Source organism: Burkholderia sp. D-99 (assembly GCF_011605345.1).
Taxonomy (GTDB): Bacteria; Pseudomonadota; Gammaproteobacteria; order Burkholderiales; family Burkholderiaceae; genus Burkholderia.
On the sequence record NZ_JAAOXM010000020.1, the window covers coordinates 89,642 to 112,110 of the forward strand.

General features: G+C 66.4%; 19 protein-coding genes and 1 riboswitch. Of the genes, 10 read left to right on the plus strand and 9 right to left on the minus strand.

All coding sequences use genetic code 11. From position 1 onward, the window contains the following. Nucleotides 1-38: 38 nt before the first annotated feature. Nucleotides 39-797 carry a DeoR/GlpR family DNA-binding transcription regulator gene (locus HAV18_RS38200; protein WP_039339705.1) on the minus strand — a complete coding sequence of 253 codons (759 nt, stop codon included), beginning with the start codon at nucleotides 795-797 and terminating at the stop codon, nucleotides 39-41. Between the two features lie 208 nt (nucleotides 798-1,005). On the opposite strand from HAV18_RS38200, the gene HAV18_RS38205 reads away from it, so the two are divergent. The 3 genes from HAV18_RS38205 (at nucleotide 1,006) to nadE (ending at nucleotide 3,407) form a co-directional block, all read left to right on the plus strand. Then, a complete protein-coding gene (locus tag HAV18_RS38205) occupies nucleotides 1,006-1,191 on the plus strand; it encodes a hypothetical protein (RefSeq protein ID WP_006480515.1) in 186 nt (61 codons plus the stop codon). Nucleotides 1,192-1,477: 286 nt separating this feature from the next. Further along, nucleotides 1,478-2,347: a DMT family transporter gene (locus HAV18_RS38210; protein WP_166966025.1), complete on the plus strand. Its 870-nt coding sequence runs from the start codon at nucleotides 1,478-1,480 to the stop codon at nucleotides 2,345-2,347. Nucleotides 2,348-2,558: 211 nt separating this feature from the next. After that, nucleotides 2,559-3,407, plus strand: coding sequence for an ammonia-dependent NAD(+) synthetase (nadE, locus tag HAV18_RS38215; protein WP_166966000.1), 849 nt, complete (start codon nucleotides 2,559-2,561; stop codon nucleotides 3,405-3,407). A 122-nt stretch (nucleotides 3,408-3,529) separates the two neighbouring features. Here nadE and HAV18_RS38220 read toward each other — a convergent pair whose 3' ends face one another. From HAV18_RS38220 to HAV18_RS38230, 3 genes are all read right to left on the minus strand, one after another. Further along, a complete protein-coding gene (locus HAV18_RS38220; RefSeq protein WP_166966002.1) occupies nucleotides 3,530-5,206 on the minus strand; it encodes a S10 family peptidase in 1,677 nt (558 codons plus the stop codon). 75 nt (nucleotides 5,207-5,281) lie between these two features. Then, the gene (locus tag HAV18_RS38225) at nucleotides 5,282-6,886 is read right to left on the minus strand and encodes a protease pro-enzyme activation domain-containing protein (RefSeq protein WP_166966004.1); all 1,605 of its coding nucleotides are present in this window, start codon (nucleotides 6,884-6,886) and stop codon (nucleotides 5,282-5,284) included. A gap of 249 nt (nucleotides 6,887-7,135) precedes the next feature. Beyond that, nucleotides 7,136-7,762 (minus strand): LysE family translocator, encoded by a 627-nt coding sequence (locus tag HAV18_RS38230; protein ID WP_166966006.1) that lies wholly within the window; start codon nucleotides 7,760-7,762, stop codon nucleotides 7,136-7,138. 134 nt (nucleotides 7,763-7,896) lie between these two features. Here HAV18_RS38230 and HAV18_RS38235 point away from each other — a divergent pair, with 134 nt between their 5' ends. Next, on the plus strand, nucleotides 7,897-8,361 hold the full coding sequence (locus HAV18_RS38235) for an Lrp/AsnC family transcriptional regulator (RefSeq protein WP_011353982.1): 465 nt from the start codon (nucleotides 7,897-7,899) through the stop codon (nucleotides 8,359-8,361). A gap of 127 nt (nucleotides 8,362-8,488) precedes the next feature. Here the strand turns inward: HAV18_RS38235 and HAV18_RS38240 are convergent, their stop codons facing one another. Then, nucleotides 8,489-9,406: a LysR family transcriptional regulator gene (locus HAV18_RS38240; RefSeq protein ID WP_208102285.1), complete on the minus strand. Its 918-nt coding sequence runs from the start codon at nucleotides 9,404-9,406 to the stop codon at nucleotides 8,489-8,491. A gap of 133 nt (nucleotides 9,407-9,539) precedes the next feature. Here HAV18_RS38240 and speB point away from each other — a divergent pair, with 133 nt between their 5' ends. Beyond that, the gene (gene speB, locus HAV18_RS38245; RefSeq protein ID WP_011353980.1) at nucleotides 9,540-10,496 is read left to right on the plus strand and encodes an agmatinase; all 957 of its coding nucleotides are present in this window, start codon (nucleotides 9,540-9,542) and stop codon (nucleotides 10,494-10,496) included. A gap of 53 nt (nucleotides 10,497-10,549) precedes the next feature. Beyond that, nucleotides 10,550-11,875 carry an MFS transporter gene (locus HAV18_RS38250; protein ID WP_166966008.1) on the plus strand — a complete coding sequence of 442 codons (1,326 nt, stop codon included), beginning with the start codon at nucleotides 10,550-10,552 and terminating at the stop codon, nucleotides 11,873-11,875. Between the two features lie 161 nt (nucleotides 11,876-12,036). Here HAV18_RS38250 and metE read toward each other — a convergent pair whose 3' ends face one another. Continuing rightward, entirely contained in the window at nucleotides 12,037-14,331 is a 2,295-nt protein-coding gene (gene metE, locus HAV18_RS38255; protein WP_166966010.1) for a 5-methyltetrahydropteroyltriglutamate--homocysteine S-methyltransferase, read from the minus strand. A 125-nt stretch (nucleotides 14,332-14,456) separates the two neighbouring features. On the opposite strand from metE, the gene HAV18_RS38260 reads away from it, so the two are divergent. Further along, entirely contained in the window at nucleotides 14,457-15,365 is a 909-nt protein-coding gene (locus tag HAV18_RS38260; RefSeq protein ID WP_166966012.1) for a LysR family transcriptional regulator, read from the plus strand. A 22-nt stretch (nucleotides 15,366-15,387) separates the two neighbouring features. Here the strand turns inward: HAV18_RS38260 and HAV18_RS38265 are convergent, their stop codons facing one another. Both HAV18_RS38265 and HAV18_RS38270 read right to left on the minus strand, forming a co-directional pair. Continuing rightward, nucleotides 15,388-16,110, minus strand: a complete 723-nt coding sequence (locus tag HAV18_RS38265) for a CbtA family protein (RefSeq protein WP_166966013.1) — start codon at nucleotides 16,108-16,110, stop codon at nucleotides 15,388-15,390. 13 nt (nucleotides 16,111-16,123) lie between these two features. Further along, a complete protein-coding gene (locus tag HAV18_RS38270; RefSeq protein WP_006488502.1) occupies nucleotides 16,124-16,333 on the minus strand; it encodes a CbtB-domain containing protein in 210 nt (69 codons plus the stop codon). Nucleotides 16,334-16,365: 32 nt separating this feature from the next. Continuing rightward, nucleotides 16,366-16,509, minus strand: a riboswitch (cobalamin riboswitch). A 46-nt stretch (nucleotides 16,510-16,555) separates the two neighbouring features. On the opposite strand from HAV18_RS38270, the gene HAV18_RS38275 reads away from it, so the two are divergent. From HAV18_RS38275 to HAV18_RS38285, 3 genes are all read left to right on the plus strand, one after another. Then, a complete protein-coding gene (locus tag HAV18_RS38275) occupies nucleotides 16,556-17,143 on the plus strand; it encodes a histidine phosphatase family protein (RefSeq protein WP_166966015.1) in 588 nt (195 codons plus the stop codon). Nucleotides 17,144-17,328: 185 nt separating this feature from the next. Further along, a complete protein-coding gene (locus HAV18_RS38280) occupies nucleotides 17,329-18,921 on the plus strand; it encodes an inorganic phosphate transporter (RefSeq protein WP_166966017.1) in 1,593 nt (530 codons plus the stop codon). Nucleotides 18,922-19,309: 388 nt separating this feature from the next. After that, on the plus strand, nucleotides 19,310-20,053 hold the full coding sequence (locus HAV18_RS38285; RefSeq protein WP_166966019.1) for a 2OG-Fe(II) oxygenase: 744 nt from the start codon (nucleotides 19,310-19,312) through the stop codon (nucleotides 20,051-20,053). Nucleotides 20,054-20,541: 488 nt separating this feature from the next. On the opposite strand, the gene HAV18_RS38290 is transcribed toward HAV18_RS38285, so the two are convergent. Continuing rightward, nucleotides 20,542-21,966 carry a DHA2 family efflux MFS transporter permease subunit gene (locus HAV18_RS38290; protein WP_166966029.1) on the minus strand — a complete coding sequence of 475 codons (1,425 nt, stop codon included), beginning with the start codon at nucleotides 21,964-21,966 and terminating at the stop codon, nucleotides 20,542-20,544. Nucleotides 21,967-22,469: the final 503 nt, after the last annotated feature.

A 22,469-nucleotide genomic window follows, 5' to 3' on the forward strand; every position in this document is an offset into this window, starting at 1 on the left:
CAATGACGGTTCGATGAACCTTGTATGTCGGACGCGCGTCAGTCGCACACGAGCAGTTCGATCCCGCGCGCGGTCAGCGCGCGGCGCACGGCCTTGTCGGGCGCGCGTTCGGTCACGAGATAGCGGGCAGCGGCCGTGCCGTTGATCCGCACCGGCGTCACGCGGCCGAATTTCGAATGGTCGGCGACGATCATCGCGGTGCCGGCCGCCGCGATCATCCGGCTGCGCACCTCGGCCGCGAGCCGCGAGTAGTCGGTGCATTCGCCGTCGGGCGTGATGCCGCCGGCGCCGACGAACGCGAAATCGACGTGGTACTGCGCAAGCTGCTGGATCGTGTCGAGCCCGAAGGTGGCGTCCTCGTCGTCGGACAGCTCGCCGCCGAGCAGCGTCACGCGATTGCCGTTGCGCCGCGCGAGCACGAACGCGGTGCGCCAGTCGTTCGTGTAGATCGACAGCCGGTGCCGGTCGGCAAGCGCGAGCGCAACCGCATGCGGCGTGCTGCCCGAATCGATCAGCACCGATGCATCGTCGGGCACGAATTCGGCCGCGCGCCGCCCGATCGTGCGCTTCGCTTCCGCGTTCGCGGCTTCGCGCTCCGACAGGCTCGGCTCGCGGCGATCCGCGGCCAGCGCACCGCCGTGCGTCATCACGAGCAGGCCGCGTGCGGCCAGTGCGTTCAGGTCGCGCCGCACGGTCTCGCGCGACACGTCGAGCGAGCGGACGAGTTCCGCGACCGACAATGCGCCCGACCGTCCGAGCTCCGACAGGATGAATTGATGACGTTGTTCCGCCAGCATCGCGTGTGCGCCCGAGGCGACTGGTAATGGGTAAGCCGACCATTGTATTACGGCCGTTTGACCGGCATTTGACTGCGGCGGGAAACCGGGCAGGCCGCGTTTCCCGAAACCGAAATTCTGTATTGCCTGACGCGCGCGAATCGGCGCGGCGCCGGTTGCTACACTTTGCGCTTCGCCGAATGACAGACCAAGCAAAGGGGCTCGCGCCATGTATCGCAAAGGCAGTGTGATCGAAATCCAGTTTCCGCCCGAACGTCTCAACGATGCGGCCGGCGATCCGTACTGGATCGACCTGACGCTCGACGAGGCCCGCCGGCTCTACGAACAGCTCGCCGCGCGCTTCGCGACCGACGCACGCGCCAACCAGCCGCTCGACACGTTCTCGATCGACTGATCTTCGCTGCTTCACGCTCGCCCGCTCCGCATGCCGGGCGGCGCCCCTCTCCTTCCCGCGGCATCGCCCGGCCCACACCGACGGCCGCATGTGCGACACATTCGACGCGTTCGACGCGTTCGGCACATTCGGCACATTCGGCACGTTCGGCACGTTCGGCACGTTCGGCACGTTCGGCACGTTCGGCACGCAGCATGAGTGCAGGATCCGACAAGACGCCAGCATCGCTTCCCCCGATACTGGCCGACTTCACGATTCTGTCCGGCCGCATCGCGGCCCGTCACGCATGCTTACCTCGATCGTCGCCGCCGCTTTCGTCGCACTCTGGTCCACCGGCTTCATCGTTGCGCGGGCAATCAAGCCCTACGCCGATCCCAACCTGTTCCTGCTCGCGCGTTTTGCGGGCACGGCCGCGCTGTTCGGCGTGGTGGCGCTCGTCGCGCGCGCGCCGTGGCCGGCCCGGCGCGAATGGCCGCGTCACCTGATCGCGGGCGCGCTGCTGCAGGGCGTCTATCTCGGCGCGAGCTACTGGGCCGTCGCGCAAGGGCTGAACGCGGGCGTCATGGCGCTGCTCGGCGCGCTGCAGCCGCTCGCCACCGCCGTGCTCGCCGTTCCGCTGTTCAACGAGCGCCTGCCCGCGCGCGGCTGGTTCGGGATGGCGCTCGGGCTCACCGGCGTCGCGCTCGTGCTGGCGCCGAAGGTCACGGGCGGTGTCGCGACGCCGCCGGGCGCCGCGCCTGCCTGGCTCGTCGTCGCCGTCTCGGTGCTTGCGGTCGGGTCGATCACCGCCGGCTCGCTGTACCAGAAAGGCAAGCTCGCGAAAAGCGACCTGCGCACGGCGGTTGCCGTCCAGAACTTCGGTGCGGCAATCGTCGCGGCCGTCTTCGTCGCGCTGCTGCACGAGACGCGCTGGATCGGCGCGCCGGCGCTGTGGGTCTCGCTCGTATGGGGTGTCGTGTTCCTGTCCGGCGGCGCGGTCACGATGCTGATGTGGATGCTGCGGCGCGGCAACGCCGCGCGCGCGACGTCGCTGCTGTTCCTCGCACCGCCGCTTGCCGCGCTGCAGGGCTACTGGCTGTTCGGCGAAACGCTCGCGGCCATCCAGCTCGCCGGCTTCGCGCTCGCGCTGGTGGGCGTCGTGCTCGCGCGGCGCTGACGCACACCGCCGGGCCGATACCCGCATCGGAGTCGTGCGAAAGGAGGCCCATCGCGCGGCATCCTGCACTCCCCCGGCGCACCGTGCACCACGGCGATGCAGCGCGTCTCGCCGAAGCAACGCGAAACCGCCGGAACGCACGCCCGGCGCGGCGCCGCGCCACGATTGCGCTTATGATGGGCGCCTTGCATTTCGTTCCGGAACTCCCTTCATGACATCCGCCGATTACGCCAGCCGCCAACGCGCGATCATTGCCGAACTGAACGTCGCCCCGCACTTCGACGCCGAGGCCGAGATCGCCCGCCGCGTCGAATTCCTCGCGCAATATCTTCGTTCGACCGGCCTGCGGACCTACGTACTCGGCATCAGCGGCGGCGTCGATTCGTCGACGGCCGGCCGGCTCGCGCAACTGTCGGTCGAGCGCCTGCGCGCCGACGGCTACGATGCACGCTTCATTGCCATGCGCTTGCCGAACGGCGTGCAGAACGACGAAGCCGATGCGCAGCGCGCACTCGCGTTCATCCGCGCGGACGAGGAGCTGACCGTCAACGTGAAGCCGGCCGCCGATGCAATGCTCGGCGCACTGGCCGCGTCCGGCCATGCCTTCGAGACGCCGGCGCAGCAGGACTTCGTGCACGGCAACATCAAGGCGCGCGAGCGCATGATCGCGCAGTACGCGGTGGCTGGTGCGCGACGCGGCATCGTGATCGGCACCGATCACGCGGCGGAGTCGCTGATGGGTTTCTTCACGAAGTTCGGTGACGGCGGCGCGGACATCCTGCCGCTCGCGGGACTGAACAAGCGTCGCGTGCGCGCGGTGGCCCGTGCGCTCGGCGGCGAGGAACTGATCGTGATGAAGGTGCCGACGGCCGACCTCGAGGAACTGCGCCCGCTGCGCCCCGACGAGCACGCGTACGGCGTGAGCTACGACGAGATCGACGATTTCCTCGAAGGCAAGCCGGTCAGCGACCATGTGTACGAGACGGTGCTGCGCTTCCACGAAGGTTCGCGCCACAAGCGCGCGCTGCCGTACACGCCGTTCGACTGGCCGACCGCCTAAGCGGCTAGCGCGGCGGAACGACCGCAGCGTCGCAATCCGGCGCTGCGGCCTGGCAACCGGCCGGCGGCGTCGTGGCCCATCCGCCGCGCGCGGCCGTGACGGCCACACGCGGCAGGGCACCGCTACGCGTGCCCGCCCGTCTTCGTCGCCTGCAGCGCGCGAATCCGCATCCGCGCACCCGTGTCGCTGACCGTCGCGTCGTACATCGTCGCGAGATCGCGCTTGAGCGCGGTACGCGAGCCGCCGTCGAGATACACCATGTGCCCCGACGGATAGAAACGCGCGGACAGGTTCTGCCGCACCTTCTGGTCCTCGAGCGGCATCTGCTGCAGGTCGATCACGGTCTGGTAGAACGGCGTGACGAAATCGTAGAAGCCGTTCGCCGACAGTACCTTCAGGTCGACGTTCAACGCCATCACCGCGGCGAGATCGCCGGCCGTATAGAGGATCACGTTCCCCTGCGCATCGATGCCCTGCTGCGCGCCGGTCGGGTCGATGTGGCTGAAATCCCAGTTCTGGAAAGCCTGGTCGTTCAGGTCCGTGAACGCGGAATTCGACGTGAACTTCAGCTGCTCGTTCAGGTAGCTGTTCCACATCGCCGTGTAGACGCCCGTCACGGCCGTCATCGTCGGATCGTTGCCGCCCGAGTTCGGGTCGATCTTGCCGGCGATGCCCGACGAGATCCCGGTCACGCGGCCGTCGTACGAGCCGAGCGCGAGCCCCTGCGCATGCAGCAGCGTCGTCAGGAACAGCGAATTGCCGCGTGCGTCGTAGCCGGCGATATTGAGGCTCCACGATTGCAGCGTCGCGGTATCGATGCCAGTGTATTGCGACAGTTTCTGCACGGCGGCCGGGTCCGCATGCGGGACCGCGCGCAGCGCGTTCAGGTAGTCGGTGCGCGAGAACTGCGCGACTTCCTCGACGAACGCGCCGAGATCCGTCGGTGCCGGCGTGACGCCGAGTTTCTTGTGATACCACGCATCGGCGGCCGCAGTCGGCAGCGCGCCGACCGGGTTGCCGGCCTGCCGGTAGTCGAGGATCGACGATTGCAGCGTGACGCCGTTCAGGTCGACACCGTCCTCGTGCAGCTTGTACGCGAGCACGCAGCTGCGCGCGGTGCCGTACGATTCGCCGAACAGGTATTTCGGCGAATTCCAGCGGTTGTTCTTCGTCAGGTAGCGCTTGATGAACTGCTTCAGCGAATCCGCATCCTGGTCGACGCCCCAGAAGTTGCGGTTCTTGTTCGGCGCGACGGCCGCCGAATAGCCGGTGCCGACCGGGTTGATGAACACCAGGTCGCTGTGGTCGATCATGCTGTCCGGGTTGTCTTCCATCTGGTACGGCGCGGGCGGCGTGAACCCCGGCATCGACGTCTTGATGCGCTTCGGCGCGAACGAGCCCAACAGCACGAACACCGACGACGAGCCGGGCCCGCCGTTATAGAAGAACGTCACGGGCCGCGTTTCTTCCTTCGCGCCGTCGGCCGTGAACGCGACGTAGAAGAGCTTCGCGGCCGGCTGCGAACTGCTCGGGTCGACCGTCACGAGATGGCCGGCCGTCGCCGTGTAGGCAATGCGCTTGCCGTCGATCAGGATCGTGTGATGCGTGATCGCGGCCGCCTCGGTCGTGTCGGTCACCGAGTCGTCGGGGCCGTTGCCGTACGCGACCGGATCGAAGAACGGCTGGTCGCGGCCGTGGGCCAACGCGACCGGATTGACGGTCGGCGACACGCCATGCGAATTGTGGTCGCCGTGATGCAGCGGATACACGCCGCCGGAAGATGCGGAATCGATGCCCATCGTGCTGCTCCTGGAGGTGAGAAAAAGGCGCGGGCAGGCAGCCCGCGCCATACGGAAAGCCGTGTACCGCGGCCGTCAGCTCGACGGCTTGCGCACAAGGATCGCGGCGAGCTGCGCGCCGTTCGGGCTGCCGAGGCCCGTGCAGGCATCCCAGCCCTGCGCGGCCGCGTACGTACCGTTCGAGCCCTGCGTGATGTCGCGCAGCGCACCCGGATTCTTGTACAGCACCGGATTGACCCAGCCGGCGGCCGCACCGCCCGCCGCGCTCGCCGCCGCATTGATCCGCGCGATCAGCGCGGCCCACAACGGCGCGACCGCACTCGTGCCGCCCATCACCGTGGCCGTGCCCGCGATCGACACTTCGTAGCCCGTCTGCGGCGACGCATCGCCTGCGACGTCCGGCACGCCGCGCTTCGCGAGCGGTGCGCTGCTGCCATCGGCGCGCGTGACGGTCAGCCCCTGCTGCCAGGCCGGCAGGTCGAACAGCGTGCTGACGCCGCCCCCGCCCGCGCCGCCGCCGGCCGCCTCGTCGTTCCACGTGACCTCGCTGCGGATGCCCTGCCCGGGCAGCGCGTCGAGCTGCGTGCCGCCGCAGCCGAGCACGTACGGGCTCGATGCGGGGAAGTCGACATGATCGGCGCCGTCCTGCAGCCCGTCACCCGAGCCGCTATCGCCGGATGCCGCGCACACCGTGATGCCCTGCGCGGCCGCCGCCTGCAGCACGCGGTTGAACGCCTGCGCGGACTGTGTCTGCCAGATCGCCTCCGGGCCGCCCCAACTGATCGAGATCACCGACGGCTTGTTGGTCGTGTCGCTGACGGCCGCGTTGACGGCCTGGATGAAGCCCGCGTCGCTGTTCGCCGCGAAATAGACGGCGATCTTCGCGGCCGGCGCGATTGCGCCGGCGATCTCGATGTCGAGCGCGACTTCACCGTCCGGGCCGCTCGGGTCGCCGGTCGGCGTGTTGCGGCCGGTGCCGACGTTGACGTCGACGAGCGTCGGCGGCGTCGTGATGCCGAGCCCGCGGAAATACTGCTGGATGTCCGCCGCGCGGTAACCGCCGCCGAGCTCGATGATCGCGATGCACTGCCCGGCGCCGTCGCCGGCCGGAAAGCCGTACAGCGATGCCAGCTGGATCGGGGTGAACGTGACGCCCGCCGCGCCGCCGCGCGCAGGCTTGAACGGTGGTCGCAGCCGGAAGTGCGGCCGCGCCTGCGGACGGCTGTCGAGGCCGAGCACGGCCGTGACGGCGTCGCCGAGATCGTCGGGCAGCGCGATCGGGCCGGAGCGGCCGCGATACTGGCCGATCGACTGATGCTCGAAGCGCTCGAGCTTGACACCGAACGCGGCTTCGAACTGCTGGATCGTGCCGGACAGCACGACGACGCTTTCGACCGGATCGACGCGATCGACCGTCAGCTGGTGGCGACGCGCGAAGTCCTCGGCCTTGCGAATGTCGTCGGGATTGGCGGAAAAACGTTGCGCGAAGGTTTCGCGCGACACCGGTTTCGCTTGCGCGTCGCCGGTGGCGAGCTGGTGAAGCAGCGTATCGAGTTGCCCTTCTTCCTGCCGCCGCAACATGATCGTGACGTGGATGCGTTCTGCCGGATCGCACGGACCGAGGCACTTGGACTCGGCGACGATTCGGGGTTCACGGTCGGCGTGAAGATGCCTTGCCATGTTCAGACCCTCCTTGGTACCGCGTTGCACGGAACAGCCAGGAAATCGGACAGGGCCGGCGGGAGACGGTTCCGTTCGGTCGGTCGGGTTCGCGACAGCGCGAAGTAACAGGGAGTTTAGAACAGTCAGACGATTTGCGCGCACGTCCTTCTGCGACGGGGCGCACGCGCGGGCCGGCGTTGCGCGCGGCCCTCATCCGCTGCGGCGACACGCCGCGCGACCTGCGCGGGCGCGACGCCGCAGCGGCACTCAGTCCATCGACAGGCGCAGCGCGAAGCCGATCAGCGCCGCAGAAAATGTCCAGCGCTGCACCGTCTGCGCGAGCGGATGCGCACGCATCCACGCGGCGATCCGCGACGCGCCGAACACGCACGCGAGATCGAAGCACACGCCGGCGGCCACCAGCAGCGCGCCCAGCTCGAACATCTGCAACACGACCGGCCCGGCCTCGGGGCGCACGAACTGCGGCAGCAGCACCGAGCAGAACAACAGCGCCTTCGGGTTCAGCAGGTTGGTGAGCAGGCCCTTCACGAACGACTGGCGCAACTCGCCCGCCGTGGCCGCCGCTTCGCCGTCGCCGAGCGCGAACACGGGCGAACGGAACACCTGGATCGCGACGTAGGCGAGATAAAGCGCGCCGCCGTAGCGGATCACTTCGTACAGCCACGGCGCGCTGCGGATCAGCGCCGCGACGCCGCAGGCGGACAGCGTCACGTGCGCGGTGCGGGCGAGCGACAGGCCGGCGGCCGCCGCCATCCCCGGCCGCACGCCGCGGCCGATGCTGGTCTGCAGCACGAGCGCCATGTCCGGCCCCGGCACCGCGTAGATGGCCGCCAGCGCGGCGAGATAAATCAACAGCAAATGCGTGGAAATCATGGTCTGCCCCTGTCCTCTTACGGCGATATGTTGCCGCCAGAGTGCGAGGGATTATTGGCCATCTTTGGTTCAGGATTGGCGATTCGTAGGGGAATCCGCCACAATCGTCGAATCCGCACCAGGAATCCGCCACCATGACCGAACTCGACAAAACCGACCGCGCCATCCTTGCCGCGGTGCAGCGCGACGGCCGCCTGCCGATCGCCCGCCTCGCCGACACCGTGGGCCTCTCCGAGACCCCTTGCGCGCGCCGCCTGAAGCGCCTCGAAAACGACGGCTACATCGAGCGCTACCGCGCGCAGTTGTCGCGCCAGGCGCTCGGCTTCGGCGTCGTTGCATTCGTGCTCGTGCGGTTCGCGACGCACGACCGCAAGACCGCCGATCGCTTCGAGCGGGAAGTGCTCGGCATCGAGCGGATCCTGGCGTGCCACAACGTGGCGGGCACCGCCGACTATCTGCTGCAGGTCGTGGCGCGCGATCTCGACGATTACGGCACGTTCCTGCGCGAATCGCTGCGGATGCTGCCGGGTGTGACGTCGATCGAATCGGCACTGTCGCTGCGCGAGGTCAAGCACGACGCGGGGCTGCCGGTGCCGTGATGCCGGTGGGTCGACGGCACACGCGAGCCGACCCTAGCGCCCGGTTCGTCACTTCGACGCCGATCGATGTGGGCCGCATCGGGCCGCGCCGCTGCAACACTCGCTGACATTGTTGATGCCGGCGGGCCTACGCGATGTCGGACGGTTGGTGTGCGCGTTCGAGATCCTCGAGAAACGCTTCCACGAGCGGATTGCCGCGCCCGTTGCGCGCGACGACCATGTGGAACGTGACGTCGTAGCGCAGTTGCTCCGGATTGAGCGGCGTGAGCAGCCCCTGCGCGACGTAAGGCGCCGCGAAGTGCTGCGGCAGATAGCCGAGGTGGTGGCCGGACAGGATCAGCAGCGCGACGGCCTCCATGTTGTCGGCCGTCGCGGTCACGCGGTCGGGCGTCGTCGACATCTGCGCTTCGGGCAACGGATACGAGCGCCACGCCCATTCGAAGCCCGCGACGTCGGCCGGCGTCAGCGCGCCAGCGCCGTCGAACAGCGGATGGCCACGCCCGCAGTAAGCGACCTGGCGCTCGATGAACAGCGGCGTGTAGTGCAGCGACGGCACCCGGTGCCAGAAGTAGCCGACCGCGATCTGGATCTCGTCGCTCAGCAGTTTCTCTTCGAGATCGCCCGGCGCGCGCACGGAGATCGAGAAACGCACGGCCTCGTCGCGCGTGCGGAAGGCGGCGATCGCCTCGGCGATCCGCGCGTTCTGGCTCACCGGCGTATGACCGATCAGGCCGATGTGCAGCGTGCCGACCAGCTGGCGGTCCATGTGCCGCGCGGCCATCCCGAATTCGTCGAGCGCCGCGAGCAGCTTGCGGCTCATCGCGTGGAACCGCTCGCCCTTCGGCGTGAGCCGGAAACCGCTGCGGCCGCGCTCGCAGAGCCGGTAGCCGAGCCGCGTTTCGAGCGACGAAAGCTGCGCGCTGATCGTCGACTGCCCGACGTTCAGCACGGCCTGCGCGGCCGACACGCCGCCCGCGTCCGTGACCGCGAGAAACACGCGGATCAACCGCAGATCGAGGGTCGACAGATTTCCCAGCACGTTCATCCCCTTCCATACATCGATGAAAATCGATGTTTACGTCGATATCTTCGCATTCTTCTTTCCCGGCTGAGCGCGTAAAACTGTGCGCCAAGCCGCGTCGGATGATACGGCAACCCCACATCGGAAGAGACAGCCCATGAACGACCACACCCATTTCCAGCCGCTCGGCGGCAATGAAATGCCGCGCTGCGGCGGCATCGCGACGATGATGCGCCTGCCGCACGTGGCGAGCGCCGAAGGCCTCGACGCCTGTTTCGTCGGCGTGCCGTTCGATCTCGGCACCTCCAACCGCACCGGCGCGCGCTTCGGCCCGCGCCAGATCCGCACCGAATCCGTGCTGCTGCGCCCGTACAACATGGCGACGCGCGCCGCGCCATTCGATTCGCTGCAGATCGCCGACATCGGCGACGTCGCGATCAATCCGTACAACCTGCACGATTCCATCGCGCGCATCGAAGCCGCGTACGACGCGATCCTCGAACACGACTGCAAGCCGATCACGCTCGGCGGCGACCATACGATCGCGCTGCCGATCCTGCGCGCGATCCACCGCAAGCACGGCAAGGTTGCATTGATCCACGTCGATGCACACGCCGACGTGAACGACACGATGATGGGTGAAAAGATCGCGCACGGCACGCCGTTCCGCCGCGCGGTCGAGGAAGGCCTGCTGCACGGCGACAAGGTCACGCAGATCGGCCTGCGCGGCACGGGTTACGCCGCCGAGGATTTCGACTGGTGCCGCGAGCAGGGCTTCCGCGTCGTCCAGGCCGAGGAATGCTGGAACAAGTCGCTTGCGCCGCTGATGGAAGAAGTGCGCGCACGCGTCGGTGACACGCCCGTCTACATCAGCTTCGACATCGACGGCATCGACCCGGCCTACGCGCCGGGCACCGGCACGCCGGAAATCGCGGGCCTCACGGTGCCGCAGGCACTCGAAATCATCCGCGGCGCGAAGGGGTTGAACATCGTCGGCTGCGATCTCGTCGAAGTCGCGCCGCCGTACGACCCGTTCGGCACCACGGCGCTGCTCGGCGCGAACCTCGCGTACGAGCTGCTGTGCGTGCTGCCGGGCGTCGCGTACCGCGACTGATCCCGGCCCACCACTATTCCAAATCAAAGGATTCCAGAGGAGCACACATAAAGATGGGGACTTCCGTCAAGCAACCCAAGCGGGCGGCGCTCGCGTCGTTCGTCGGCACCACGATCGAGTGGTACGACTTCTATAGCTATGCGACCGCCGCCGCCATCGTGTTCGGGCCGCTGTTCTTTCCCGGAGAAAACCGCTTCATCAGCCTGCTCGCATCGTTCGGCTCGTTCGCGGTCGGCTTCTTCGCGCGGCCGCTCGGCGGCGTGATGTTCGGCTATCTCGGCGACCGCTTCGGCCGCAAGCGCTCGCTGCTCGCGACGCTGATGCTGATGGCCGTGTCGACGGTCGCGATCGGCCTGCTGCCGACCCATGCGCAAGCCGGCGTGATCGCACCGATCCTGCTCGTGCTGATGCGGGTGCTGCAAGGCATCGCGGTCGGTGGCGAATGGGGCGGCGCGGTGCTGCTCGCCGGCGAGCATGCGCCGGAAGGCAAGCGCACCTTCTTCGCATCGTTCGCGCAGCTCGGCAGCGCGAGCGGACTGATCCTGTCGATGCTCGCGTTCGGCGCGATCAGCACGCTGTCGAAGGAAGACATGATGAGCTGGGGCTGGCGCGTGCCGTTCCTCGCGAGTTCCGTACTGCTGATCGTCGGCTTCGTGATCCGCGCGAGCGTTTCCGAGTCGCCCGAGTTCGAGGAAATCAAGAAGAGCGGCAACATCGCGCAAAAGCCGCTGCGTGAAGCGCTCAGGTACTGGCCGCTGCTGCTGCTCGCGATCGGCGCGAACGTGTATGGCATCGCCGGCGTGTATTTCAGCAACATCTTCATGATCAGCTACGCGACGCAATTCCTGTCGCTCGACCGGTCGATGGTGCTGCATTGCATGACGATCGTCGCCGTGCTGCAGTTCGTCGTACAGCTCGCGGCCGCGTTCCTCGCGCAGCGCTTCGGCACCACGCGCGTGCTGCTGATCACCGGCGCTTGGGCCGCGATCGTCCCGTTCGTCATGTTGCCGCTCGTGCACATGGGCACGCCGCTGTCGATCACGGTCGGCGTCGGCCTCGCGACACTCGCGGAATCGGGCTATTACTCGGTGGTCGCGGGCTTCGTCAGCGGCATCTTCGTCGCACGCATCCGCTACACGGCGATCTCGATCGCGTACCAGGTGTGCGGCGCGCTCGCCGGCGGCCTCACGCCGCTGGTGGCGACCATCATCGCGCAGAACACCGCGCCGCAATGGTGGCCGCTCGCGATCCAGTACACGAGTGCCGCCGTGCTGTCGTCGCTGTGCGTGTGGCTGATCTCGCGCCGCGTCAGCATCGACGATGCCGGTGCGCCCCGCAAGCAGGACGACGCGCTACCGCGCGGCGCGCGCACCGTGTAAGACCCGCACACCGGCGCAGGCAGCTTCACCCGCCTGCCCGGTCATCGCAAGCAAGGGCAGCGCACCGCGCTGCCCTTTTTCATTTGCCCGTACGGAAGTCCGCGTGCAAGGCAGGCATCGCGTTGCGCGTGCCGCCGAGCGCGCAATACGACAGGCCCGCGTTATTGCACCTGGCTGCGCAGCGTCTTCGCGGCGGCGACCATGTTCGTCAGCGCCGGGATCACTTCCGCCCACTGGCGCGTCTTCAGGCCGCAATCCGGGTTCACCCACAGGCGCTCCGCCGGAATCCGTTCGGCCGCCTTCTTCATCAGGCCGACGATGTGCGCCTGCGTCGGGATGTTCGGCGAATGGATGTCGTACACGCCCGGCCCGATTTCGTTCGGATACTTGAAGTTGTCGAACGCGTCGAGCAGCTCCATGTCCGAGCGCGACGTCTCGATCGTGATCACGTCCGCGTCCATGTCGGCGATCGACGCGATGATGTCGTTGAACTCCGAATAGCACATGTGCGTGTGGATCTGCGTATCGTCCTGCACACCGTTCGCGGTGATGCGGAACGATTCGACCGCCCAGCGCAGGTACTCGCCCCATTGCGCGCGGCGCAGCGGCAGCCCTTCGCGCAGCGCGGCCTCGTCGATCTGGATCACGCGCACACCGGCCTTCTCGAGATCGAGCACCTCCTCGCGGATCGCCAGCGCAAGCTGGTAGCACGACACCGAGCGCGGCTGGTCGTCGCGCACGAACGACCAGTTCAGGATCGTCACCGGGCCGGTCAGCATGCCCTTCATCGGCTTGTTCGTCAGCGACTGCGCATACGTGATCCATTCGACCGTCATCGCCTTCGGGCGGCTGATATCGCCGAACAGGATCGGCGGCTTCACGCAGCGCGAACCGTACGACTGCACCCAGCCGAACTGGCTGAACGCGTAGCCGTCGAGCTGTTCGCCGAAGTATTCGACCATGTCGTTGCGCTCGGCTTCGCCGTGCACCAGCACGTCGAGTTCCAGTGCTTCCTGCTCGCGCACGCTGCGTTCGATTTCAGCCTGCATCGCGGCCCGGTAGCCCGCATCGTCCAGCGCGCCGGCCTTGAACTGGCTGCGCGCGTGACGGATTTCGCCGGTCTGCGGGAACGAGCCGATCGTCGTCGTCGGGAACGCCGGCAGGTTCAGTCGCGCCGACTGCTTCGGCGCACGCTGCGTATAGGGGCTCACGCGGTTGCCGAGCTGCGCGTCGATCCGTGCGATCGCGGCCTTCACCGCCGGGTTGTTCACGCGCGGCGAGTGGCGGCGCGAATGGATCGCGGCAGCGTTCGCGGCCAGCGCATCGGCCACCTTGTCGCGGCCTTCGTTCAGCGCGGTCGCGAGCACCTTCAGCTCGTCGAGCTTCTGCAGCGCGAACGCGAGCCACGAGCGGATTTCCGCATCGAGCTTCTCCTCGCTCGCGAGATCGACCGGCACGTGCAGCAGCGAGCACGACGGTGCGACCCACAGGCGCTCGCCCAGCTGCTTCGCGAGCGGTTCGAGCCAGTCGAGCGTCGCGTTCAGGTCCGTCTTCCAGATGTTGCGGCCATTGATCGCGCCAACCGACAGCACGCGCCCGGCCGGCAGTTCACGCACCAGCGCGTCGACCTCGTCGCGTGCGTTGATGGCATCGACATGCAGGCCGTCGACCGGCAGCGAAGCCGCGAGCGTCAGGTTGTCCTGAAGCTGGCCGAAGTAGGTGGCGAGCAGCAGCTTGATGCGGCGCGTTTCCAGCGCCTCATAGGCGGTGCGCAATGCCTGACGCCACTCGGCGTCGAGTTCGGTGACGAGAATCGGCTCGTCGATCTGCACCCATTCGACGCCCTGTGCGGTCAGCGTGTCGAGCAGCGCGCCGTACACGGGCAGCAGCTTCGGCAGCAGCGCGAGGCGGTCGGAATCGTCCTTCGCTTTGCCGAGCCACAGGTACGTGACGGGGCCGATGATCACCGGCTTCGCGTTCACGCCCTGCGCCTTCGCTTCAGCCAGTTGCTGCAACAGGCGCGACGGGTCGAGCGAGAAGTTCGTGTCCGCGTGGAATTCCGGCACGATGTAGTGGTAGTTCGTATCGAACCACTTCGTCATTTCGCCGGCCGCGACGCCACCGCAGCACGCCGCATGCTCTTCCGCCGACTGCGCCGAACGGCCGCGCGCGACGCGGAAATAGTTGTCGAGCGCATCGCCGTGGAAATCCTGCACGCGCTTCGGCAGGTTACCGAGCGTGAAGCTCATGTCGAGCACCTGATCGTAGAACGCGAAGTCACCGATCGGGGCCAGGTCCAGGTCGCGCTGGTCGTTCCAGTGACGCTGCCGCAACTCGGCGCCGAGCGCCTTCAGCTCGTCGCGCGACGATTCGCCCTTCCAGTAGCGTTCGAGACCGAACTTGAGTTCGCGCTTCGCACCGATGCGCGGGAAACCGAGGTTGTGTGTCGTGACCATGAGCTGCCGTCCAGAAGAAGTGAAGATCCGGCAGCCATCATAGGGATTTCAAACCATGAAATAAAATGGCATTATTTCATTCATCCATTAAAATTGTTCATGCATCTGTTACGCGAGCGATATCCATGCTGGAACGATTCCATCTCGTCGTCATTCGTGAGGTCGAGCGTCAGGGCTCGCTGACCGCGGCCGCCAATATGCTGCACCTCACGCAATCGGCACTCAGCCATACCGTCCGGAAAATCGAGCAGCAGCTCGGCACGCCGATCTGGGATCGGGAGGGTCGCGGCCTGCGGCTTACCCAGGGCGGGCAGTATCTGCTGAAGCTGGCAAACCGGCTGCTGCCGCAGTTCGAGCTCGCCGAGGAGCGGATGAAGCAGTACGCGAAGGGCGAGCGCGGCACGCTGCGCATCGGGATGGAGTGCCACCCGTGCTACCAGTGGCTGCTGAAGGTCGTGTCGCCGTACCTGTCGCGCTGGCCCGACGTCGACGTGGACGTGAAGCAGCGCTTCCAGTTCGGCGGCATCGGCGCCCTGTTCGGCTATGACATCGACGTGCTCGTGACGCCCGATCCGCTGAACAAGCCGGGCCTGCGCTTCGACCCGGTGTTCGACTACGAGCAGGTGCTGGTGGTCGCCGACTCACACCGGTTCGCGAACGCCGACTACGTGACGCCCGAACAGCTGACCGACGAGATCCTGATCACCTACCCGGTCGAGACCGACCGGCTCGACATCTACAACCAGTTCCTGACGCCGGCCGGCATCGTGCCGAGGCGGCACAAGTCAATCGAGACCACCGACATCATGCTGCAGATGGTGGCGAGCGAGCGCGGCGTGGCCGCGCTGCCGAGATGGCTGGCCGACGAATACGCCGACCGGATGCCGGTCGTGCCGGTCAAGCTCGGCAAGAAGGGAATCGCGAAGCAGATCTTCCTCGGCATCCGCGAGGCGGATGCGTCGATCGACTATCTGGCCGCGTTCGTCGCGCTGGCGCGCGAATCGACCGGGAGCGCGCCGCGCATGCTGCGCTAGGCGCGCCCCGTTGCAATCCGCGTCAGGCGGCGCGCAGGCCGGTGCGTTCGCCGCGCTCGACCCATGCGCCGAACAGCAGGCCGATCGTCGTCCACATGATCACCTGCATGCCGATCGCCGCAACGCGGAACTTCCACAGCAAGGCCGCCGGGAAATCGGCCGGTAACTCGCTGATCGACGGCAGCCCGATCTGCACGGCCGCGATGATCGCGACAAACACGAGCCCGGCGACGATCGACGCGTTCCACTGGCCGAGCTTCGCCAGCAAATGGCGGCGCACGCTGACCGAGAACACCATCGTCGCGACCGAGATCGCGATCATCAGGAAGAACAGGCCCGTGCGATAGCCGATCGTGTCGGGATCGCCGACCGACGGCGGATTGGCCGGGTACTTGAGGTTCGGCACGATCACGAGCGCGACGAATGACGCCAGTGCGAGCCAGGCGGCCAGCGGCCGTGCCCGGAGGCGGCTGCCTCGCCCGTAGGCATACGCGAAGACCAGCGAGAACAGCCCGCCGAATGCCGCGCCGTAGGTCACGACGCCCGTCAGCAGACCGAGGCCGGCCTGCGTGTGGCGGCTGACCAGCTCGGGCTCCGGTGCGTCGCCCTTGGCGGCGTCGGCTTTTTCTTCAAAGGAGATTGCCTGATCGACTTGCGGTTCGCCGACGACTCTCGCGAAACCGAACGTGAGAAGGCCTGCGGCGATGCCTGCGAGCATCCCGCGCATGAGCAGCTTTCCGACCATCATGAACTCCGCGTCAGTGGCAGGGGAAGCCGAGCAGATGGCGGCCGTCGTGGACGAATTCGTGGACGTACATGCCCGGCACGAGTGACGTCGCACCTTGTTCCGCGCCCACGAAATAAAGGGCGAGCAACAGGATCAGGCCGACGAACACGGCCCACGGCAACAGTTCACGGACGGGGATGGGTGCCGGCACGACTGCCGGCTTCAGCACTGCTTCGCTCATGGATGCACCTCAGGGGAATCGCGCCCCGGCAAATGTTGAATGGGTACGAAGGCAGGTCTGGCTTCCGGGATCATGGATTCCCCGGTTACAGTGGCGCGACCGCGCCGGAATTGCACCGGCTTCCGCGTTTCGTATCGGGCGAATTGTACGCGCGAACGTTCGCGTATTGAAGTGATCGCACGGTGGCGATCGCGTCCCGCCCCGGAGCCCTCGAAAACCGACATGAACATGCATGCCTCGCTGCGCCTGATCGCACACGCATCGACCCGGGCGATGCGCACCGGCACGTTTCCCGACGACGATCCGCTCGACGCGCACGGGCTCGCCGAAGCCGCGGCACTGCGCAACCGCTGGACGGACGTCGCCGGCTCGCTCGTGCTGTGCAGCCCGGCCCGCTGTGCGGTGCAGACCGCCGATGCACTCGGACTGCGCGCCGACATCGACGACGCACTGCGCGACGTCGACTACCGGAACTGGCGCGGCAAGCGGCTGCACGACCTCGCGCGCGACCTGCCTGACGAATTGAGCGCGTGGATCGGCGATCCGTCCGCGTCGCCGCACGGAGGCGAATCGTTCGACGCAGCCATGCGCCGCGTCGGCGCATGGATGAACGCGCTGCAACACGGCCGCGACATCGTCGCCATCACGCATGCGCCGATCGTTCGTGCGGCCGTCGCGCATGCGCTGCGGTTGAATCCCGACGCGGCGACCCGAATCGACGTTGCGCCGCTGTCGTGCACGACCTTCGCTGCGTCGCCACACGGATGGAGGTTGATCGCCGACGACGATCGGCGCGACACTGCCACCTAGCCTCCTGCCGTGTTGCGTTCGCGATATCGCGCACGACGCAAGCCGACGTGCCGCGTCGTATCGCAATCGCATGGCGACGATCACCTTACGTCGCCGTAAGACATACCGTTCGCCATCCCTGCTGTCATCAAACTGACTGCTAGCCGAAGCTAGGATCAGTCGCGGTTCCCTTACGAGATACCGTCATGAATCAACCTGCTTCGTCTGCCCCGAACTCGCCGGGTTCCGTCGAACGCACCAGACAGCTCGGCTATGCCGTCTTCCTGCTGGTGCTCGCGATCGGCGCGATCTATATCGCCACGCACCTGATCGACGATCTGTCGCCGGTGCGTGAAGGGTCGCTGTTCCCGTACCTGATGCTCGGCGCCGCGCTGCTGATCGCGCTCGGCTTCGAATTCGTCAACGGTTTCCACGACACCGCAAACGCGGTGGCCACCGTGATCTATACGCACTCGCTCACGCCGAACGTCGCGGTGATCTGGTCCGGCATGTGGAACTTCCTCGGCGTGATGGTCTCGAGCGGCGCCGTCGCGTTCGGCATCCTGCAGTTGCTGCCGGTCGAGCTGATCCTGCAGGTCGGCAGCGGCGCGGGCTTCGCGATGGTGTTCGCGTTGCTCATCGCCGCGATCGTGTGGAACCTCGCGACCTGGTATTTCGGGTTGCCTTCGTCTAGCTCGCATACGCTGATCGGGTCGATCATCGGCGTCGGGCTGATGAACCAGCTGATGCACGGGCCGTCCGGCACGAGCGGCGTCGACTGGGGCCAGGCGCTCGGCGTCGGCAAGTCGCTGCTGTTCTCGCCGATCGTCGGCTTCCTGTGCGCCGCGCTGTTGCTGCTCGTGCTGAAAGCCCTCGTGCGGGTTCCGGAGTTGTACAAGGAACCGCCGAAGGATCAGCCGCCGCCGTTCTGGATTCGCTGCCTGCTGATCCTGACCTGCACGGGCGTGTCGTTCGCGCACGGTTCGAACGACGGGCAGAAAGGGATGGGCCTCATCATGCTGATCCTGATCGGCACGGTGCCGACTGCCTATGCACTGAACAAGGCCGTCACGCCGGCCGAGACGCAGACCTTCGTTGCGGTTGCAAACCAGGCAGCCGCGACGTTCGGGAAGTACACGAACGGCGTCGCACCGTCTGCGAACCCGCGCGCCGACGTCGAGCTTTACGTACAGCATCGCGAACTGACGCCGGCCGTGATCCCCGCCGTTCAGCAGTTGTCCACGTCGCTCGCGACCGCGGTTGGCGCGTCGGGCTCGATGGCGGCCGTGCCGCAACACGACATCGACAACGTGCGCAACACGATGTATCTGGTGTCCGAAGCAATCCGCCTGATCGAGAAGTCGGGGCAGCCCGCGTTCGCCGCCGACGACAAGCTCGCGATCGACAACTATCGCAAGCAGCTCGACCACGCGACCAAATTCATTCCGACGTGGGTGAAGGTTGCGGTCGCGATCGCACTGGGCCTCGGCACGATGGTCGGCTGGAAGCGGATCGTCGTGACCGTCGGCGAGAAAATCGGCAAGCAGCATCTGACGTACGGACAGGGCGCGTCGGCCGAACTCGTCGCGATGCTGACGATCGGCGCGGCCGACGTTTACGGATTGCCCGTGTCGACGACTCACGTGCTGTCGTCAGGCGTCGCGGGCACGATGGCGGCGAACGGCTCCGGGCTGCAATGGAGCACGGTGCGCAGCCTCGTGCTGGCGTGGGTGCTGACGCTGCCGGCGTCGATCGTGCTTGCCGGCGGGCTCTATTGGCTGTTCCGGTCGGTGGCCTGATTCGCGTTGCGACGGGTGGCCGGTGTGAGCCGGCCGCCTGTCGTGGAAGATTCGCCGCTCGCTTCTCCGCTTCTCCGCTTCTCCGCTTCTCCGCTTCTCCGCTTCTCCGCTTCTCCGCTTCTCCGCTTCTCCGCTTCTCCGCTTCTCCGCTTCTCCGCTTCTCCGCTTCTCCGCTTCTCCGCTTCGGTCCGTCGCCGCGTCAGGCGCGGCCGTGCTCCGTCGCAAGCTTTCCCCTTCACTTCCCGAATTGAAGCGCAAGATCTGGAGCGCGCCGACACACTGACGTCGCTAGACTCGGCTCATCAACGCTCATCGTGGATTCAACCGTGCGCAACGCTTCAACAGCATTCCGCGCAGCGCCACATTGCCGACGAACCGAGGTACGCCCGTGAACATTGCCGCCCTGCATCCTGCCGTCGAATCGCCGGATATCGCGCAACGCGTCGACGCGATCGACTGGACGACCGTCGACGCCGATCTCGATCGCTACGGATGCGCGCGCGTGCCGAGCCTGATCTCGGCAAGCGAGTGCGCAGCGCTCGCATCGCTCTATCCGCGCGATGCGCTCTATCGTTCACGCGTCGTGATGGCGCGGCACGGATTCGGCCGCGGCGAATACAAGTATTTCGCGTACCCGCTGCCCGCGGTCATTGCCGAGCTGCGCGCGACGATCTACCCGCATCTCGCACCCATCGCGAATCGCTGGAACCAGGCGCTCGGGATCGACGTCCGATATCCGAAAGACCACACGACATTCCTCGATCGCTGCCATGCGTCGGGGCAGACGCGACCGACACCGCTGATCCTGCAATACGGTCCCGACGACTACAACTGCCTCCATCAGGATCTCTATGGCGAGCACGTGTTTCCGCTGCAGGTTGCGATCCTGCTGTCGGCGCCCGGCCGCGATTTCACGGGCGGGGAATTCATGTTGACGGAACAGCGGCCACGCATGCAATCACGGGCGGAAGTGGTGCCGCTGATGCAAGGCGACGCGGTGATCTTCGCCGTGCACGGCAGACCCGTGCAGGGGACGCGCGGCGTCTATCGCGTCAACCTGCGCCACGGCGTGAGCCGGATCCGCAGCGGCCACCGTCACACGGTCGGCATCATCTTTCATGACGCGCAGTGACGGCGATCGGGATAAGCACGACGCTGCCATGTCGTCCATCACACGCGCGGATCCGCGCGGGAAATGCCGCGCATCTGACATGCCAATCGCGCGTGATCGATCAGGGTTCTTAGCGAACGGGTATCACCGCGCGATCAGCTCATTCATCCGCTGTGGTGGATGACCGCTTTCGCTTCCCGCGATACCTTCACGACACGATAGATCGACGTTCCGAGTGAGCGACAGTGAGCCCAGGCACTCACTTGTCGCAGCACAAAGTCGGCGGAAAATCGGCCTATCCTCGCGCTACATTAACCCGCAGTCTGTCTCCCGAATCGGGAAGTGAGCGACAAGGAGCCCAAACACGCACCTGTCGCAGCACAAAGTCGGCGGAAAATCAGCCTATCCGCACGCTACATTAGCCTGCAGTCTGTCTCCCGAATCGGGAAGTGAGCGACAAGGAGCCCAAACACGCACCTGTCGCAGCACAAAGTCGGCAGAAAATCAGCCTATCCGCGCGCTACATTAGCCCGCAATCTGTCGCCCGCATCGGAGGCGAGCCGTGCATAGCCCGGCAACGTCAGCAGCGCGAGCACGCCCGCCGCGACGAACGCCCAGCGGAAGTCGTCAAGCACGTAGTGCATGCCGGCCGCATCGCCGCGCACCAACGCCGCGAGCCGCAGCGACAACGCACCGAACGCGATCCCCATCCCGATCGTCATTTGCTGTGCGGCACTCCACAGCGTGCTGGCTGCACTCGTCTGATGAGCAGGGATATCCGCATAGGCGAGTGTCGCGAGCGTCGTGAACTGCATCGACCGCGTGAGTCCGTAGACGAATACGACGAGCAGCGTGATCGTCAGCGGCGTCGACGCGGTCAGCCAGCCGCACGCAATCGTGAAGATGCCGACAATTGTCACGTCGACGAGTGCAACGCGCCGGAAGCCGTATCGGTCGAGAATCCAAGACGTTCCCGCCTTCATCCCCAGATTGCCGAGCGCGCTCGCGAGCAGCAACAGGCCGGACTGGAACGGCGACAGCCCGAAGCCGATCTGGAACAACAGCGGCAGCAGGTACGGCACGGCGTTGATCGCCATCCGCGTGATCGAACCGGTGATCACCGTCACCGAGAAGGTCGGCACCTTCAGCGTGGTGAAGTCGAGCAGCGGATGCGCGCAGCGTCGCGCATGCAACCATGCTGCCGCGCCGAACAGCACGCTCGCACCCACCAGGACGCCCGCGCGCGTGAAGTCGACATCCTGCTGGCCGGCCGCTTCGGTACCGATCAACAGACAAGTCAATGCGCCACCGGCCAGCACGAATCCAACCCAGTCGAGCGGCCGTTGCTCGTCGGCCCGCGTGTTCCGGACGATCAGCCAGGTACAGACGAGCGCGGCAATACCGAACGGGACGTTCAGCAGGAAGATCCAGCGCCATGACGCATAAGTTGTGATGAAGCCGCCGATCGGCGGCCCGACGACAGGCGCGACGATGCCCGGCCACGTGATCGTCGCGATCGCTCGCATCAGCTTGGCCTTTTCGGTGCTGCGCACGACGATCATCCGTCCGACCGGCACCATCATTGCCCCGCCCACGCCTTGCAGCAGGCGCGCAGCCGTGAACGTCATGACGCCCTCGGACAGCCCGCACAGCACCGACGCACCGGTAAAGACGACGATCGCACTCGCGAATACCGTGCGCGATCCATAGCGGTCCGCGATCCAGCCGCTGATCGGGATGAACACCGCCAGCGCCAGCATGTAGGCCGTCATCCCCAAGCTCAGCGCGTTCGGCCCGACGCCGAACGAGCGCGCCATTTGCGGCAGCGCAGTCGCGATCACGGTCGTGTCGAGGTACTCCATGAAGAACGTTGCGGCGACGAGATACGGCAAGAAGTCGGTCGTCCGACCACCTTGGGCAGGGCTGTCAGTCATGAACGATGCAGGAGACGGAATGCGAAAGACACCGATCGCCGGCAGATGTGGACAAGCGCCGCGAATCGGGACGAATGGCGATATTACCCCGAAGGGCTTGCACCCCGCTCTGTCGGGCATGTTGCGCGAATGGACTTTATGCGCATAGATTTCCATGAGGAATTCAGTCCGTGCTCGCCGAGTGTCGCCTGCGATCGGGTCGACGCAGCGCGTCGAAAGATGGATGGCTCAAGCAGCCCTTCGCCAATGCGCACCATTCGTTGCGCATTTTCGACGAACGTCGTGCATCGTCCGTCATTACAACTTCACTTGTAGACAGAACGATATTGGCTGGGCGCCAACTGAAGGAGTCAGGTATGTGCTGGGGCCGCCGCTTGACCTGATCACCATTGTCGTGGACAGCGGGTGGCTGGATGTTTGAATGGTGGTCTCGGCCCACGCCGGCTAGCGGTGCGCGGCCAGGCCGATCGGGCCGACCACCTTTTGCGCCATCCAGTAGATGG